The 16,435-nt window shown below is 44.5% G+C and carries 15 protein-coding genes; 12 read left to right on the top strand and 3 right to left on the bottom strand.

Annotation, left to right across the window (positions count from 1 at the left end; genetic code table 11):
- Positions 1-17: 17 nt before the first annotated feature.
- A complete protein-coding gene (locus DEF30_RS06795) occupies positions 18-614 on the top strand; it encodes a YdcF family protein (protein WP_294097551.1) in 597 nt (198 codons plus the stop codon).
- A 59-nt stretch (positions 615-673) separates the two neighbouring features.
- Here DEF30_RS06795 and DEF30_RS06790 read toward each other — a convergent pair whose 3' ends face one another.
- Positions 674-2,134: an aminotransferase class I/II-fold pyridoxal phosphate-dependent enzyme gene (locus tag DEF30_RS06790; protein WP_294097549.1), complete on the bottom strand. Its 1,461-nt coding sequence runs from the start codon at positions 2,132-2,134 to the stop codon at positions 674-676.
- A 278-nt stretch (positions 2,135-2,412) separates the two neighbouring features.
- On the opposite strand from DEF30_RS06790, the gene DEF30_RS06785 reads away from it, so the two are divergent.
- The 5 genes from DEF30_RS06785 (at position 2,413) to DEF30_RS06765 (ending at position 9,739) form a co-directional block, all read left to right on the top strand.
- Positions 2,413-4,140 (top strand): phospho-sugar mutase, encoded by a 1,728-nt coding sequence (locus tag DEF30_RS06785; RefSeq protein ID WP_294097548.1) that lies wholly within the window; start codon positions 2,413-2,415, stop codon positions 4,138-4,140.
- A 50-nt stretch (positions 4,141-4,190) separates the two neighbouring features.
- Entirely contained in the window at positions 4,191-5,276 is a 1,086-nt protein-coding gene (locus DEF30_RS06780) for a hypothetical protein (protein ID WP_294097547.1), read from the top strand.
- Positions 5,277-5,420: 144 nt separating this feature from the next.
- Positions 5,421-6,521: a recombinase RecA gene (recA, locus tag DEF30_RS06775; RefSeq protein ID WP_074909484.1), complete on the top strand. Its 1,101-nt coding sequence runs from the start codon at positions 5,421-5,423 to the stop codon at positions 6,519-6,521.
- A 315-nt stretch (positions 6,522-6,836) separates the two neighbouring features.
- Positions 6,837-8,393, top strand: coding sequence for a ribonuclease Y (rny, locus tag DEF30_RS06770; protein ID WP_074909485.1), 1,557 nt, complete (start codon positions 6,837-6,839; stop codon positions 8,391-8,393).
- A gap of 152 nt (positions 8,394-8,545) precedes the next feature.
- The gene (locus tag DEF30_RS06765) at positions 8,546-9,739 is read left to right on the top strand and encodes an MFS transporter (protein WP_294097546.1); all 1,194 of its coding nucleotides are present in this window, start codon (positions 8,546-8,548) and stop codon (positions 9,737-9,739) included.
- Between the two features lie 85 nt (positions 9,740-9,824).
- Here DEF30_RS06765 and eutP read toward each other — a convergent pair whose 3' ends face one another.
- Positions 9,825-10,256, bottom strand: coding sequence for a EutP/PduV family microcompartment system protein (eutP, locus tag DEF30_RS06760; protein WP_294097571.1), 432 nt, complete (start codon positions 10,254-10,256; stop codon positions 9,825-9,827).
- A gap of 2 nt (positions 10,257-10,258) precedes the next feature.
- On the bottom strand, positions 10,259-10,621 hold the full coding sequence (locus DEF30_RS06755; protein WP_031576170.1) for a BMC domain-containing protein: 363 nt from the start codon (positions 10,619-10,621) through the stop codon (positions 10,259-10,261).
- A gap of 295 nt (positions 10,622-10,916) precedes the next feature.
- Here DEF30_RS06755 and DEF30_RS06750 point away from each other — a divergent pair, with 295 nt between their 5' ends.
- The 6 genes from DEF30_RS06750 (at position 10,917) to purB (ending at position 16,296) form a co-directional block, all read left to right on the top strand.
- Positions 10,917-11,747 carry a PHP domain-containing protein gene (locus DEF30_RS06750; protein ID WP_294097545.1) on the top strand — a complete coding sequence of 277 codons (831 nt, stop codon included), beginning with the start codon at positions 10,917-10,919 and terminating at the stop codon, positions 11,745-11,747.
- 33 nt (positions 11,748-11,780) lie between these two features.
- Complete coding sequence (locus DEF30_RS06745; protein ID WP_294097544.1) at positions 11,781-12,974, top strand: pyridoxal phosphate-dependent aminotransferase; 1,194 nt, start codon at positions 11,781-11,783, stop codon at positions 12,972-12,974.
- 11 nt (positions 12,975-12,985) lie between these two features.
- Positions 12,986-13,444, top strand: coding sequence for a PTS glucose transporter subunit IIA (locus tag DEF30_RS06740; protein ID WP_294097543.1), 459 nt, complete (start codon positions 12,986-12,988; stop codon positions 13,442-13,444).
- 71 nt (positions 13,445-13,515) lie between these two features.
- Positions 13,516-13,776 (top strand): HPr family phosphocarrier protein, encoded by a 261-nt coding sequence (locus DEF30_RS06735; RefSeq protein WP_031576178.1) that lies wholly within the window; start codon positions 13,516-13,518, stop codon positions 13,774-13,776.
- A gap of 153 nt (positions 13,777-13,929) precedes the next feature.
- On the top strand, positions 13,930-14,829 hold the full coding sequence (locus tag DEF30_RS06730; protein ID WP_294097542.1) for an MBL fold metallo-hydrolase: 900 nt from the start codon (positions 13,930-13,932) through the stop codon (positions 14,827-14,829).
- Positions 14,830-14,868: 39 nt separating this feature from the next.
- Positions 14,869-16,296, top strand: a complete 1,428-nt coding sequence (purB, locus tag DEF30_RS06725; protein WP_294097541.1) for an adenylosuccinate lyase — start codon at positions 14,869-14,871, stop codon at positions 16,294-16,296.
- The last annotated feature ends 139 nt before the right edge of the window (positions 16,297-16,435 follow it).

Genomic DNA, 16,435 nt, shown 5'->3' with positions numbered 1-16,435 from the left:
GTACGTCTTCCACAGTCATGAAAAAGATCTTTTTTCTGCTTCTTGCTGTTTTTATAGGCACCTTTGTTGTCATCGAAGGCTTCATCCTCTACTATGCCCAGAAAGAACCCCAGGAAGACCCTGATGTCCTTATCATCCTCGGTGCAAGACTGTACGGAACCATTCCTTCTCCCGCACTTCAGCATCGTCTGGACCGGGGTGCTGCCTACCTGAAGGAACATCCCAGCGCCCTCGTCATAGTGTCTGGAGGTCTGGGACGTGGCGAAGAAATGACAGAAGCATCTGCCATGAAAAAGGATCTTGTGGCTCAAGGTATTCAGGAAGAACGTATTTTTGTGGAAGAGAACTCCTATAATACTTATGAGAACTTTCTCTACAGTATTCAGATCATGGAAGAAAAAAAACTAGGACTTCAAAAAGAGAATCTTCTGATCGGCATTGTCACCAATGACTTCCATATCTTCAGAAGCACCTTGACCGCCAAAGATTTTGGTATAAGTGCAGTGGGCCTTCCAGCCAAAACGCCTCCCAGTATCATTCTGAAATCCTACCTTAGGGAGTATCTGAGTGTCCTGAAGTATCTGATTCTGGACCGCCCCAAAACCTTCCGCTGATCTCCTGGTCACTAAAAAAGCCTGCACACATCTTTATGGATGTCTGCAGGCTTTCTGACTTATCGGACTACTTTGATGTATTCTACTCGAGGATCCTCAGTACCTTGGACATAAAGTCCTGTTTTTTTCAGGTCCGAGACATAGTTTACGATTTCTTCTGTGATAACTTCTCCTGGGCAAAGTACCGGAATACCAGGAGGGTAGGCCATCAGAAATTCTCCTGAAACTTCACCGATGCTGTCTTCCAGGAGCATAGACTCTTTCTCCGCGTAAAAAGCTTCACGCGGAATCAGTACTTGCTTTGGAATGGAAGGGATATCGATGAAATCGGGTTTTACCTGATTCTTGTTCTTATACTCTTCGCTGATTTCCTGCAGCGCATGAATGAGCTTGTCCATGTTTTCCCTGGTGTCTCCAAAACTGCCCACCGCTAACGTGTTGTAAAGATCTGAAAGCTCCATCTGAATATGGTATTTGTTTGCCAGGATCATATCCAGGTCAAATCCTGTGATGCCTAGATCTCTGCAAGTGATGCAGATCTTGGTGGGATCCACCGCAAACACACCGGGATTTCCCACAAGTTCCGGTCCGAAACAATAGAATCCTTCGATTTTGTTCACTTCGGCTCTTAAATAGTTGGCATTTTCAATGGCCTTTTCCAGAAGCTCTTCTCCCTCTAAAGCAATCTGCTTTCTGGAAGTGTCCAGTGAAGCCAGAAGGATATAGGAAGGGGAGGTGGTGTGCAGAAGGTTCATAATCTGCTGCACTCTAGCTGCACTGACATACTTGGTTCTCACATGAAGAATGGACCCTTGGGTCATGGCTCCAATGATTTTATGAGTACTCTGGGCACAAAGATCGGCCCCTGCTTCCATGGCCGACATGGGCAGCTTTCCTGAAAAAGCCAGATGTGGTCCATGGGCTTCATCCACGATGAGCGGAATATCGTACTCATGGACAATTTCAGCAATTTTCTGAAGCTCAGTGGCAACACCATAATAAGTAGGATTGATGATGAGCACTGCTTTCGCATGGGGATTTTCTTTCAGGGTTTTCTCTACGGTCTCTGGTGTAACCCCTTGCGCAATCCCAAGTTTCTTGTCCAGTTCAGGCTGCATATAAACAGGGATTGCACCACTGAGAATAATACCTGCGGTGATGGACTTATGAACATTCCTTGGCACAATGATCGTATCTCCCGCTCCAACCACAGACATAATCATAGCCTGAATGGCGCCTGATGTGCCATGGATGGAGAAGAAGGAAGCATCAGCACCATACGCATCTGCCGCCAGTTCCTGTGCTTTTTTGATGGGTCCGGTGGGATGATGGAGAGAATCCACCAGCTGAAACACCGTTACATCTATTTTAAAGGGATTTTCCCCAATGAACTTTTTAAAGCTCTTTTCAATTCCTTCGCCTTTTTTGTGACCCGGCACATGAAAAGGGACGGTTCCACGGTCTACATATTCCATAAGCGCATCAAAAAGAGGCGTTTCATTTTGGTTCAGCTTATACAACTTTACAGCCACCTTCTTTCACAATTCTCATCAGTTTCCCTGAATTTCTTTTCCAAAAATAACTATTGAATAATAGCATAATTCTCATGGTATTACAATGAATTTTCACATTCTCCGCTACTTTCATTTTAGACTATTCTCCATGGATTTTCATCTATTGTGGCGAAAGTTCATTTCTTTTTTGAATTTCACCGAGGAATCAGATTAAACGGTGAATATTTCAGTGGTTTATTATATAATGTGAGTAGAATTGAGATGAACAAAGGAGGAATTTTACCATGTCTTATAAAGTAAAACTCAATGAATGGCTTGAAAGTGAATTTGTTTCCGAGGAGTTTAAAACTGAACTTCGGAGCATTGAAGATGAAAAAGAACTGGAGGACCGTTTCTATACAGAGCTTGAATTCGGCACCGCTGGCCTGAGAGGTGTCCTCGGCGCAGGTACCAACCGCATGAACATCCACACCGTTGGAAAAGCAGCAGAAGGTCTTGCAAGGCATCTGGTGAAAAACGTAGAGAATCCATCTTGTGCCATTGCCTACGATTCCAGAATCAAATCGGATGAGTTTGCCATGGTTTCTGCACAGATCCTTGCAGCTCATGGAGTGAAAGTTTATCTCTATGAAACCCTTGCACCAGTACCGCTTCTGTCCTTTGCGGTAAGGCACTATAAAACCAGTGCGGGCGTCGTCATCACAGCCTCCCACAATCCTCAGGCATACAACGGATTCAAAGTATATGGATCCTATGGAGGTCAGGTCACGGATGAAGAGGCGGATAAGATCCTGAAAGAAATGCATGCCATCGAGAAGTTTGAGGATGTGTCTTCCATTTCAGAGAAGGAAGCTCTTGAAAAGAATCTGCTGGTGTACATCGGCGAAGAGGTCATGAAGACCTATATGGAGTCCATCAAAACCTTAACCGTAAAAAAAGACATGGTGAAAGAACATGCAAAAGACCTGAAAATTATCTATACACCCATCCACGGTTCAGGCAACATCCCGGTAAGAAGGGTGCTGAAAGAACTGGGCTATACAGTGAATGTGGTGAAGGAACAGGAACTTCCTGACGGCACCTTCCCAACCGCTCCTTATCCAAATCCTGAAAATCCTCAGGTGTTTGAACTGGCTCTGAAACTGGCTGAAGAAGTCCATCCGGACATCATCTTCGGAACGGATCCGGACTGTGACCGTGTAGGGGTCATTGTCAAAGACAAAGCGGGAAATGATCAAGTGCTTTCTGGCAATCAGATTGGTATGCTCATCACTTATTATCTTCTCAAAGCCATGAAAGAAGAGAACAAAGTGCCTGATAATGGCGTTGTCATCAAGACCATCGTTTCCACCGAAAGCGTTCGAGCCATCACCAAAGATTTTGGAGTGGAGCTTCTGGATGTGCTTACAGGATTCAAATACATCGGTGAGAAAATCGAGGAATATAAAGAAACCAACGAAAAAACCTTCCTCTTTGGTTTTGAGGAGTCCTTCGGTTATCTGGCTGGCACTTACGTAAGAGATAAAGATGCGGTGGTGGCTTCCATGATTCTCTGTGAGATTGCCACATATTATAAGACAAAGGGTATGACCCTGTACGATGCACTGGTGGAAATCTATGAGAAGTACGGTTTTTATCTGGAAGGCATCGAATCTTTCACGAGAACCGGAAAAGACGGGCAGGAACAGATCCGCAAATGTGTGGAGTACTTTAGAAACAGCACCATAGACGAAGTGGGCGGTGTGAAAACCGTGTCCAAGGAAGACTATAAGCTGAGGGAGAGAGCAGATCTTCTCACAGGAGAAAAGACTGCCATCACGCTGCCATCTTCCAATGTCATCAAGTACACTCTGGAAGACGGTTCCTGGTTCGTGGTTCGTCCATCCGGCACAGAGCCAAAGATGAAGGCCTATGTCGCAGTAAAGGGAGATTCCCTGGAAGACGCAAAAGATAAAATGGAAACATTCAAAAAGAGAGTCGTAGCCATTGTTGAAAAAGGATTTGAAGCATAACATTCCAATAAGCATTCATGATCCTTTTATCACGAGGAGGAAACCAACACGTGGAATATATAAATCATCTAAAATCTAAGCTCTCAAAGCTTATATTTCTTGAAATCAACAAAGAGGTTCTTGCTGAGAACTTTAATATTCCGGAGCTGAGCAAGAGCAGGGAAGATCTGTTTCTTCCTCTTTCTCCGGAGTATATTGCCGAAAATATCAATGAAGACCTGACGAAGCATCTACCCTTTGGGGAGTTTGTCAAAGGTATGTATTATGTAGCAGGGGCTGATCCATCTTTCAATCAGATTCCGGTTTACCGGGAGCTTCTTGTTTCATTGCACAGAGAAACGGTAATCAAAGGTCTAGTGGCCAAGCTGATTGGGGAGGACAAACAGGAAGAGGGGCTCGTCTATCTTCTGGGGCTTTTTACCATTCACGGTGAAAAAGATGTCCTTAAGAACCTCCTGGTTCTATTAGAAGAACTGTCTGTGAAAGAAAGCATGTATCAGCAGGCTCTTCTCCGGTATGCAGACATCGCTATTGAACAGGAGCTTCTGGAGGGGCATCTGTTTAAAGGTTCTGCTCTAAGATTTGCTGGAAACTTTTCCCAGTCACTTTTCCACCTGAGAGAATATCTGAGACTTGGGGGAGAAGAGACAAAAGAGATTACAGAAGAGATGGAGTTTCTCGATAGAAAAGCCCGTATCACAGAAGGGGAGGCCATCCTCTACGAGAATCCAGAGCGGTTTCTCGAACTTGTGCTGCCTCTACTCAGCCTGGAAGAGGATAACCCTAAACTCCTTCTCATGATTGCCATCGCCTACAGAATGCTGGAAAACCACGATAAAGCCCTTTATTACCTGAATGATGCTTTGGCTGTGGACCAGACCTATGTGGATGTCCTCAATGAGATGGGCATCAATTATGCCGCCATCGGAAATTATGAGGAAGCTGTGACCTACTTCCATAAACTGTTTTCAGAAGTGAGAACCATTGAGATTCTCACAAACCTTATTATGTGCTATATCAATATGGGAAATCTGGAACAGGCGAGAAAGCATATCGAAATCGGCGAACTCATCGACAGCGAAGATGAAATCCTCTTGGAAATAAAAAATTATATGCGAAAACTGGAGCAGAAATAGCATAATAAATCTCCTGAACCGCATACTATTCTTATCCATGGATTTGGTTGACACACATTCTATTTTCCCGTATAATCATTTTATGAACGAATGTTCTGTTATGAATAGAACCATTTAAAAATCAGCACATAAGGAGTGAATAATTTGGCTAATATCAATGCAGATAAAATGAAGGCACTGGATGCTGCCATGTCCCAAATAGAGAAACAATTCGGAAAAGGTTCCGTAATGAAACTGGGAGCAGATTCCAAACTCAATCTGGACTCCATTCCAACGGGATGTCTTGGTCTGGATATCGCTTTAGGAATTGGTGGTATTCCAAAGGGCAGAATCATCGAAATTTATGGACCTGAGTCTTCAGGTAAGACCACAGTAGCACTCCATTGTATTGCTGAAGCACAGAAACTTGGGGGCATTGCCGCATTTATTGATGCAGAACATGCACTGGATCCTCAATATGCCCGAAGACTCGGTGTAGATATCGACAATCTTCTTGTATCCCAGCCAGATACTGGTGAGCAGGCCATGGAAATCGCAGAAGCTCTTGTCCGTTCCAATGCTGTAGATCTTGTCATCGTAGACTCTGTTGCAGCGCTGGTACCTAGAGCAGAAATAGAAGGGGATATGGGAGACAGCCATATGGGACTTCAAGCAAGACTCATGTCTCAAGCACTCCGTAAACTTGCTGGAACTGTCAGCAAGACCAATTGCAGTATTCTCTTCATCAACCAGCTGAGAGAAAAGATCGGCGTTATGTTTGGTAACCCAGAAACCACACCTGGTGGACGTGCATTGAAATTCTACGCTTCCGTTCGAATGGACATCCGAAGAATCGACTCCATCAAAAACGGAGAGGATGTCATTGGAAACAGGACCCGAGTAAAAGTCATCAAGAACAAGGTGGCTGCACCATTTAAATCTGCTGAATTTGATATCATGTACAACGGCGGTATCTCCAGGGAAGGTAATGTCCTGGATGTGGGCGTGAAAGAGGAAATCGTGGATAAATCCGGTGCCTGGTTCTCCTATGAAGGTGCAAGACTCGGACAGGGAAGAGAAAACAGCAAGACTTATCTTTCTGAAAATCCTTCACTGCTTCTTGAAATCGAAAACAAGATCCGAGCCAAGTACGAACTTCCGCTGGTGAAAATCGAGGAAATCCTTGAAGCTAAGGAAACAGTGGAAGCCATTGATGAAGAAATTGTATTAGAAAAAGAATCCAAGAAAACAAAAAAAGGCGAATAACTTTCTGAAAAGCTCTTCCAAAAAGAAGAGCTTTTCTTGTTTTTATCCATACCTCAGATTTTATCCAGTCTGCAGCAAACCTCCTGGTATGAAAGGATAGGCGGATTTTATTTAAAGACATTAGGAGACTTTTGGTGATGTGATGAAATCGTGATGAAATCGTATAAAAAGAGCTGAATAGTTTGACACTTTATAAGGGATACGATACAATTAATTTGTATTGGTTTATCAATTATCACAGTGAGAATGATATGCACTTCCAAGCTTTCACATTTAGCTATAAAAAATGACTAAAAAAAGCAAGGGGGTGTAAATATGAGCACAGAACAAATTGCTATCATTGTAACAGGTGTTGTTACTTTACTAGTAGTCGGTGCCATAATTTTATATTTATCTAATAGCAAACTGAAAACCGCCAAAGAAATTCTTGGCAACGCAGAAACAGACAGCAAGAGAATCCTTGAGGATTCGAAGAGAGATGCTGAAGCCTTAAAGAAAGAAGCTGCTTTGGAAGCAAAAGATGAAGCGTTCAAGCTGAAGTCTGAAGCGGAAAAAGAAGTCCGTGAACGTCGAAGTGAAGTCCAGAGACTTGAAAGAAGGACCATTCAAAAAGAAGAAGCCCTTGACAAGAAAATGGAACAGCTGGAAAAGAAAGAAGAGAATCTTGCCAAAAAAGTGCAGGATTTGACCTCAAAAGAAACAGAAGCGGAAGAACTGCTGTCCAAAAGAAGAGAAGAACTGGAACGAATCGCCAGTCTTTCCCAAGAGGACGCAAAGCAGCTGTTAATGTCTGAAGTCCGAGGCGAAGTTCAACGAGATCTCACCATGATGGTGAAGGAAATGGAGACAAAAGCCAAAGAAGAGGCAGACAAGAAGGCGCGCGAAATCATCACCACATCCATTCAGCGTTGTGCGGCAGATCATGTATCTGAAACTACTGTTCATGTAGTCTCCCTGCCAAATGACGAAATGAAGGGAAGAATCATCGGTCGAGAAGGCCGAAACATCAGAACTCTGGAAACCCTTACCGGTGTTGACCTCATCATTGATGACACACCTGAAGCGGTGATCCTTTCAAGTTTTGATCCAATCCGTAGAGAAGTTGCAAAACTCACTCTGGAGAAACTGATTGTAGATGGAAGAATTCATCCTGCTAGAATCGAAGAGATGGTAGACAAATCCAAAAAGGATGTGGAAAACTCCATCAAAGAAGAAGGCGAACAGGCTTCCTTTGAAATTGGAATCCATGGAATCCATCCTGAACTGCTTAAACTGTTAGGCAGACTGAAATTTAGAACAAGCTATGGTCAGAATGTACTGAAACACTCCATCGAAGTGGCAAACCTTGCAGGTCTGATGGCCTCAGAGCTTGGTTTGGATGTTACATTGGCCAAGAGAGCCGGACTTCTTCATGACATCGGTAAGGCCGTAGACCATGAAGTGGAAGGACCTCATGCACTGATAGGTGCAGACCTGGCGAAGAAGTATCATGAATCTGCCCTGGTGGTGAATGCCATTGGCGCTCATCATGGCGATGTGGAGATGATGTCCATGGAAGCCGTGCTGGTACAGGCAGCTGATGCGATTTCCGCAGCAAGACCTGGTGCAAGACGTGAAACACTGGAAAACTACATCAAGAGACTGCAGAAACTGGAAGAAATTGCAAATTCTTACGAAGGCGTTGAGAAGTCATATGCAATTCAAGCTGGACGAGAGATTAGAATCATTGTTAAACCTGATGTGGTTGACGATGCTGGTGCCATGCTGATGGCAAGATCCATTGTGAAGAGAATCGAGGATGAAATGGAATATCCTGGACAGATCAAGATCAATGTCATCCGTGAGACCCGGTCCGTTGATTACGCAAAATAATCCAAGATTTTTTGGATTCTGAATTTGAAAATGAAGAAGAGCAAGACCTTGTGAAGGCTTGCTCTTTCTATTTGCCTGGATTCTGTTTTCTTGACCGAACAGGACATCCTTCCTATAATAAAAGAAGTTTACAGAAGAAAGTGAGAGTATTCATGGCTACATTATTTCTTATCATGATCTATATTGCATTTATCGGGCTCGGACTCCCGGACTCTGTTCTTGGCGCTTCATGGCCTACCATTCATCTGGCCTTGAATGTGCCACTGGAATATGCGGGCATCCTATCCATGATGACCACCGCTGGAACCATCTGTTCAAGTTTTATGAGCGGCAAGGTCACCAGAAGATTCGGCACGGGAAAAGTCACCACAGTCAGCGTGCTGATGACCGCCATCGCGCTTCTTGGTTTTTCCATGGCGCCTTCTTTCTATATGCTCCTGATTCTGACACTGCCACTGGGACTCGGTGCAGGGTCTGTAGATGCAGCGCTGAACGGCTATGTATCCCTTCACTATGAGGCAAAGCATATGAGCTGGCTTCACAGTTTCTGGGGAGTAGGGGCCACCTTAGGCCCTATGATCATGTCCTTTTTCCTCCTGAAAAGCTCTGGATGGAGAAGCGGGTATCTTGTGATTTCTCTGATTCAGATGACCATTGTGGCACTGCTGTTTCTCTCCTTGCCCCTTTGGAAGAGATTCAACCAAGAAGAGGCATCCAGCACCAAAGAAGTGACCCAAAACACCGTAAATAAAGAAAAAAATGTCTATAAGATTCCCGGCGTCAAACTAGCCATTACAAGCTTTTTTGCTTACTGCGCAGTGGAGATGACCACAGGACTTTGGGGCGCGAGTTTTCTTGTACGGATTCACAATATCCAAAATGACATTGCCGCAAGATACAGTTCACTTTTTTTCGCCGGCATCACACTGGGCCGGATGCTCACAGGTTTCATCACCTTGAAATTCAGCTTTAAAACCATCATCAGAGGTGGGATCTTCTCGATGTTCACGGGTATTCTTCTCTTAAGCTCGGGCATCCAAGTGCTCTTTATTGCTGGCTTTCTTCTCATCGGACTTGGCTGTGCTCCGGTCTTTCCCGGTATGATTCATGAGACCCCTGAAAGATTTGGAAAAGTTCATGCACAGACCATCATCGGGATTCAGATGGCCTTCGCTTATATGGGCAGCACCTTCTCACCAGCCGTATTCGGCTACCTTGCAGGTAAAGGCTTTCTTCCATATTTCCCAGGATACCTTCTTCTCTTTCTGATGGTTCTTCTGGGTTCCACAGAAAGCATCAATCTCCTCATAAAGAGAAAAGAAGAGAAGATAAAGGCTTCCGCCTAAAAGAAGCTGCATGTCAAAGACCGGAACAGTGCCTCAAAAAAGGAGGTGCTGTTCCGGTCTTTATTTCGTCCAGTCCGCTTATTCTTTAAGGCTCCTCTATCAGATAGGAAAGAAGCTGATCTATTCCTTCTCCGGTGACAGAGCTCACATGAAAAACCTGCTGGCACCCTGTGAGTCTCAACCAGGTTTCAGCCAAAGCCGGGTCTCCCTCTTCTTTGTCCACTTTGCTGACAATGCCTATGACCTCCCGGTTGACACATCCCGTGACATTGGGAGGGTAGAGGGAATAGGGCTCCGTGGCGCTCATGAGGAGCCCTATAATATCTGCTTCATAAGAGTAGACCGCAAGAGCCGCAGAAAGATCTTTGTTCTCTGCGTACTCTCCTGGAGTGTCAATGATCACGTCATGGTAGCTGATGCTCTGGGTTTTCATGTACTGGATCTTCTCTCCTCGTAGGGCTTGGGTGAGGGATGTTTTTCCACTCTCACTGCGGCCGACCAGCATCATTCTTCTCATCATCAAGTCCTCGTCACTGGACAGACAGTGAAGCCGAGCTTCGTCTCCACGTAGGCCAGAATTGTTTTCAGAGCGGATTCCACTTCTGAAATCTTACCGGTGATGATGAGGCTTCCACTGAACCGGTCTATGAAGCCCAGGTCCACATTGGCTGTTTTTGCAGCCAGGTCCCCGGCGATGATTGCAGTTTCACTGGGAGTCATGGTCAATATACCGATGGAGGATTTGTGGTAGTCGATATGAGGGTTGAGGCCCAACTTTTTATAAACGACCTTGTCGGGATTGGCGATGAGGTGTGCCAGAGTCACCTGCTTCCCGGGAACGGACTCCTGAATGATTCTCATCTTTTCTTCAATTTGCTGCATAAGATCCCTCCCGCTATTTCTCTTATGTTTATTATAGAGAGGACCCATTTCCTTCTTGTGATACTATCTTGCGAAAAACTGGTATATTATTGCTGGAATATTGGTGTTCGTGCACAAAAGTACTCAGCGTTGGGTTCTTCAAAGAAAAAGCGCTGAAAAAACTTGAAAACGATGACATATCTTCAATGATTTCAGGGTTTTTCTATGAGCCTATGAATTGAGTATAATTTTAGGTCAAGGCCATTACAATTTCAGGAGAATATGTTAAATTTAATATAGAGAAAGAGGTGATGTAATGCTGAATGATTTACACATTCATACGACCTATTCTGATGGAGCATTTACACCCGATGAAATTATAGAAATGGCCAAAGAGAAGGGAATCCGGTATATTTCCATCACAGACCATGACACCATGGGCGCTTACGGGAATTTCGACGACGCCCAGGAGGACCTCACCATCATCTCCGGTGTTGAGGTTTCCACCTACTATAAAGGAATGGAGCTGCATATTCTGTCGTATTTCCACAATCCGAAGGATGAACCACTGCTCGCACTGCTGGACCGCTTTAAAAATGATCGGGTGGAACGGTACTACAAGATCTTGAGAAACCTTGAGAACCTCAAAATCCATCTGCCTGATGATGCTCCTCCCATGGACTCTTATGGACGGGCTCATATCGCAAAGCTGCTCATCGAGCATGGTTATGTCAAAAATATCAAAGAAGCTTTTCAGCTGTATCTGGATGTGGATAAAATCGCCTACGAAAAACGATTCAAGATCGATACCCGAGAAGCCCTTCGTGCCCTTCGCAATGCAGGAGGGATCCCTGTTCTTGCACACCCTGGTGAAAGACTCTATAACCTACACTTTGAAACGCTCCTGAAGGAGCTCAAAGTCCATGGGCTTCTGGGTCTTGAAGTTTATCACCCGTCCCATCGGCGGGAGCTGTCCAATAAGCTCTATGCAACTGCAAGAAAGAACCATCTGGTCATCACCGGCGGCAGCGACTATCATGGGCAGCAAGGTGCAAGATTCACTGGATCCAATGACAAGCTTGGACGCTATGGTCTTAATGACCATCTTCTTCAAAAGCTCATCACATTTCATCAAAAGCTCAAATAAATCGTAATACAATCAGAAACAAGGGGGAAAGACATGATTTTTTCAAACAAAGCAAAAAGACTTGCACCATCCATCACATTGGCCATAACCGCCAAAGCGAAAGAGCTGAAAGCGCAAGGGAAAGACATCGTAGGATTTGGGGCAGGCGAACCAGACTTCAATACGCCACAAAACATCATTGACGCCTGCAACAAGGCACTGGAGGAAGGAAAAACCAAGTATGTGCCCGCTTCCGGAATCAATGAACTGAAAGATGCTGTCATTGAGAAGTTCAGAAGAGACAACGGACTTACCTACAAAAGGGAGCAAATCATCATTTCTACTGGTGGAAAGCAGTGTCTGGCCAACGCATTGACCGCACTACTAAACCCCATGGATGAAGTGCTCATCGCAAAGCCCTACTGGGTCAGCTATCCGGATCTTGTGCATCTGGCTGATGGTGTTCCTGTGATTGTCGAAACCTCAGAAGAGACAGATTATAAATTCACAAGAGAGAATCTTTTGAAGGCCCTGACTGAAAAGTCCAAGGTCATCATCATCAATTCTCCCAATAACCCCACTGGCACCATCTACTCCAAAGAGGAGCTAATGGATCTTGCAGAGTTCTGCAAAGAACATGATCTTTTCATCATTTCCGATGAAATCTATGAGCCTCTTATTTACGGGGGAGACAGTCATGTTTCCATCGCCACTTTAAGTGAGGATGCCTATGAAAGAACTTTAGTCGTCAATGCGCTTTCCAAAGCCTATGCCATGACAGGTTGGAGACTTGGCTATGCAGCTGGACCTAAAGACCTCATTAAGATGATGTCCAATATCCAGAGCCATACCACATCAAACTCCACCTCCTTTGTCCAGTATGCGGCAGTGGAAGCTCTTAATGGAGATCAGAGCTTTATTCCTGAAATGAATGAAGAGTTCAAGAGAAGAAGAGATTATATGGTTTCACGTGCAGACAAAATCGAAGGCCTCCGGTACATATACCCAAAAGGAGCTTTCTATCTGATGCTGGATATCAGAAGCTATCTTGGGAAAACTTATCGTGGCGAAATTCTGGAAGATTCCCTGCAGTTTGCTGATAAACTTCTGACAGATTATCTGGTAGCCTTGGTGCCTGGGTCAGGGTTCGGTTTAGAAGGGTTTGTGAGACTCTCCTATGCCATCAACACCGATGCCATCGGCAAGGGATTTGACCGTATTGAAGCATTCCTTTCTGAAATCCAATAGGAGGCGAGACCATGGGAACAAAATGTGAGCTCTATATGCCTGTAGCCGGAGAAATCCTTCCGCTGGAGGAAGCCAACAGTTACCTGAAAGATGACATGCTTGGTGGTACTGGGGTCTGCATTATTCCAGATGGTGATTTATTCTGTGCTCCGGTTTCCGGTGAAGTGGTGTTGGTTTCAGAAAATCTCAATGCAGTGGCAATCAGCACCAAGGAACAATTGACTATCCTTATCCACCTGGGGCTTGATACCGCAAAACTTGAAGGTCGGGGGTTTGCCACCTATGTGAAAACCGGAGACCAGGTCAGTGTGGGAGACAAGCTTCTCTATATGGATAGAGATTATGTGGAGCTGACAGCAAAGATAACTACGCCCATCATCATCACGACTCCAGAGAAAGTGAAACATCTTGACATCAACTATAAAGCATCTGGTGCATTTGTGAAGTTCGCAGAAATCTCTCTTTCATAATTGGTTGTTTTAGACTTAAAACATGATATAATAAACTTGTTTATTACAGTATTTGAATATGAGGTGATTAAATGGTTTCAAAAGACGTTGCAGTAAAGAACCCAACTGGATTGCATGCAAGACCAGCTACTTTGCTCGTTAAAAAGGCATCATCCTTTAAATCTGATGTAAGCGTAGAGTACAACGGCAAGAAGGCAAATGTAAAGAGCCTGATTGGTGTCCTTTCTCTAGGCGTAACAAAGGGTGCAACAATTACAGTTATTGCCAGTGGAGAAGATGAAGAAGTTGCTTGTGAAGAAGTAGCAAAGCTCATCGAAACATTGGAAGAGTAATTTGAACATGAGAAAAGCTAGGGCTCCAGTAGTCCTAGTTTTCTTTTGCGTTTCTAAAACACAGACATTTTTCATATTTTTATAAAAATCATTTGTGTTTTAGTGTATAATGAGACTGCTGATCCAATTCTATGATATGGAAAGAGGGACTTTATGAAAAGTATACACGTGGCAGGAAACACTTATGTACTGGATTTTCCGGTGCTTCATCTGCCGTATTATAAGAAAAGCGAGACAGAGATCATACTTCTGGATACAGGACTCAAAAGAGAACATGAAGCTGCACTACTGAGCTTCCTCGAGGAAGAGAACCTTACAGTTTCTGGCATCCTCTGTACCCACGCACATATTGACCATGTGGGAAATGCCGCCTGGCTGAAAGAAAAATATGGCTGTCCCATCGCCATGCCCAAAGTGGAGGCTGAAATTGTCTCCTCTTTACTGAACCTGAAGATTTTCTATGGAACCTATCCTATGAATAGAATCAGAGACCACTTCGGACATATGGTGATTAAAGCAGACAGATTCATTGAGGAAACGGAGACTGAAATTCTCTTTCAGGGTGTTCCTTTCTCAATCATTCATACACCAGGACACAGCGCAGGACACATCGCCATCACCACTCCAGATGATGTGACCTACATCGGAGATGCACTCATCGGTGAAGAAGTGATGAGAAGCTCAAAACTCCCTTATGCGCATATTCTGTCCAAAGATCTCATGAGCAAAATGAAGCTTTATCATGTGAGATCCAGCTGGTATATTCTGGCACACAAAGGCATCTATACGGACATCAAAGATCTCATCACAGACAATATCTACTTCTATAAAAACCGTGCAGAAGAGATTCTGAAGGTCATAGAAAAACCCATGACCTTTGAAGACATCCTAAAATCCCTGTCCCGCTCCATGCGCATCTGCATCACCACTCCGTTCAAATACATCGCGGTGGAGAGGATGCTTCGCTGCTATATCGAATACTTGGAGGAAACAGGAAAAATCACCCTCGTTTTAGAAGAGGATTTTCTGAAATACACCAAAACATCCCATTAATGTCGATGCCTTAAAGTAAGGCAAACCAAGGAGGAACCCATGAGAGAAACCTATGAAAGCCCTTTAACCAAACGCTACGCTTCCAAGGAAATGAGCTATATCTTTTCCGATCTGAAAAAATTCAGAACCTGGCGAAAACTATGGATCGCACTGGCAGAAGCGGAACAGAAGCTTGGACTGTCTATTACAGATGAGCAGCTGGAAGACCTGAAAAAGCACCAGGAAGACATCAATTTCGAAGAAGCAGAAGCGAGAGAGAAAATCGTCCGTCATGATGTCATGAGCCATGTGCATGCCTATGGTCTGCAGGCGGTTTCCGCAAAAGGCATCATCCATCTCGGGGCCACCAGCTGCTATGTAGGTGACAACACCGACCTCATCCTCATGAGAGAAGGTCTTCTTCTCGTGGAGAAGAAAATCCTCCAGGTGCTTTCAAATTTGAAAGCTTTCGCCCTTAGGTATAAAGATCTGCCCACCCTAGGATATACGCACTATCAGCCCGCCCAGATCACCACAGTAGGAAAAAGAGCAACTTTATGGATGCAGGATCTTCTGATAGACCTTCAGAATCTTCGCTTCACCATCGAAACCATGCAGTTTAGAGGCGTGAAAGGCACCACTGGGACCCAGGCAAGCTTCCTGAATCTCTTTGATGGAGATGAGGAGAAGGTGAAGGCGCTGGATCTCATGGTGACAGAAGCCTTCGGTTTCAACAAGAGCTTCAAGGTCACAGGACAGACGTATCCTCGAAAGCTCGACAGCATCATCCTCAACCGGCTCAGTGAAGTGGCACAAAGCGCCTACAAGTTCAGTAATGACTTGAGACTGCTGCAAAGCATGAAGGAGCTGGAAGAGCCCTTTGAGAAAAACCAAATCGGTTCCTCAGCCATGGCCTACAAGCGAAACCCCATGAGAAGCGAACGAATCAGTGCCCTTGCCAGATACATCATCGTGGACGCATTAAATCCAGCCATTACCGCTTCCACTCAGTGGTTTGAGAGAACACTGGATGATTCTGCCAATAAAAGAATCTCCGTGGCTGAAGCATTCCTTGCTTTGGATGGTGTCTTGAATCTCTATATAAACATCTCAGAAAATCTGGTGGTATATGAGAAAATCATCGAAAAACATCTGTGGCAGGAACTTCCATTTATGGCAACAGAGAACATCATCATGGAAGGCGTGAAGAAAGGCGGAGACCGCCAGGAGCTTCATGAGCTCATCAGAACCCATTCCATGGCCGCATCCAGAAGGGTAAAAGAAGAAGGGCTCGACAACGATCTTCTCGATAGAATTGGACAGGACAGCCGATTCGGTCTTTCTGAGGAAGACCTGAAGAAGACTCTGAATCCATCAGAGTATGTGGGAAGAGCTCCACAGCAGGTTGTAGAGTTCATTACGGAAGAGGTGGATCCCGTCCTTGAAGCCCTTAAAGGCTCCAGCATACAGGCAACCATTGAAGTTTAGATCTGATTTTCCTTTGAAACTTCTCTTCTCCTTCGCTTCTCACTTGTTCTACAGAAAAGTCATGGGTTTTTACAGCATTCTATGATAAACTTTATATGTAATTTATGATTTTCCAGTAGAATGATTTCAAGGGAAGGAG

It is taken from the genome of Proteiniclasticum sp., from assembly GCF_003514505.1.
In the GTDB taxonomy this organism is placed as follows: Bacteria; Bacillota; Clostridia; order Clostridiales; family Clostridiaceae; genus Proteiniclasticum.
The sequence above is the reverse complement of the archived record's forward strand: the minus strand, read 5'-3'. Positions and strand labels throughout refer to the sequence as shown.

What these genes read in the sequence shown, in the direction of transcription:
- DEF30_RS06765 (WP_294097546.1), top strand. Translation starts at nt 8,546, where the DNA reads ATGGCTACATTATTTCTTATCATGATCTATATTGCATTTATCGGGCTC.
- DEF30_RS06755 (WP_031576170.1), bottom strand. Translation starts at nt 10,621, where the DNA reads ATGCAGCAAATTGAAGAAAAGATGAGAATCATTCAGGAGTCCGTTCCC.
- purB (WP_294097541.1), top strand. Translation starts at nt 14,869, where the DNA reads ATGAGAGAAACCTATGAAAGCCCTTTAACCAAACGCTACGCTTCCAAG.
- DEF30_RS06735 (WP_031576178.1), top strand. Translation starts at nt 13,516, where the DNA reads ATGGTTTCAAAAGACGTTGCAGTAAAGAACCCAACTGGATTGCATGCA.
- DEF30_RS06745 (WP_294097544.1), top strand. Translation starts at nt 11,781, where the DNA reads ATGATTTTTTCAAACAAAGCAAAAAGACTTGCACCATCCATCACATTG.
- DEF30_RS06795 (WP_294097551.1), top strand. Translation starts at nt 18, where the DNA reads ATGAAAAAGATCTTTTTTCTGCTTCTTGCTGTTTTTATAGGCACCTTT.
- rny (WP_074909485.1), top strand. Translation starts at nt 6,837, where the DNA reads ATGAGCACAGAACAAATTGCTATCATTGTAACAGGTGTTGTTACTTTA.
- eutP (WP_294097571.1), bottom strand. Translation starts at nt 10,256, where the DNA reads ATGAGAAGAATGATGCTGGTCGGCCGCAGTGAGAGTGGAAAAACATCC.
- DEF30_RS06785 (WP_294097548.1), top strand. Translation starts at nt 2,413, where the DNA reads ATGTCTTATAAAGTAAAACTCAATGAATGGCTTGAAAGTGAATTTGTT.
- DEF30_RS06750 (WP_294097545.1), top strand. Translation starts at nt 10,917, where the DNA reads ATGCTGAATGATTTACACATTCATACGACCTATTCTGATGGAGCATTT.
- DEF30_RS06740 (WP_294097543.1), top strand. Translation starts at nt 12,986, where the DNA reads ATGGGAACAAAATGTGAGCTCTATATGCCTGTAGCCGGAGAAATCCTT.
- DEF30_RS06730 (WP_294097542.1), top strand. Translation starts at nt 13,930, where the DNA reads ATGAAAAGTATACACGTGGCAGGAAACACTTATGTACTGGATTTTCCG.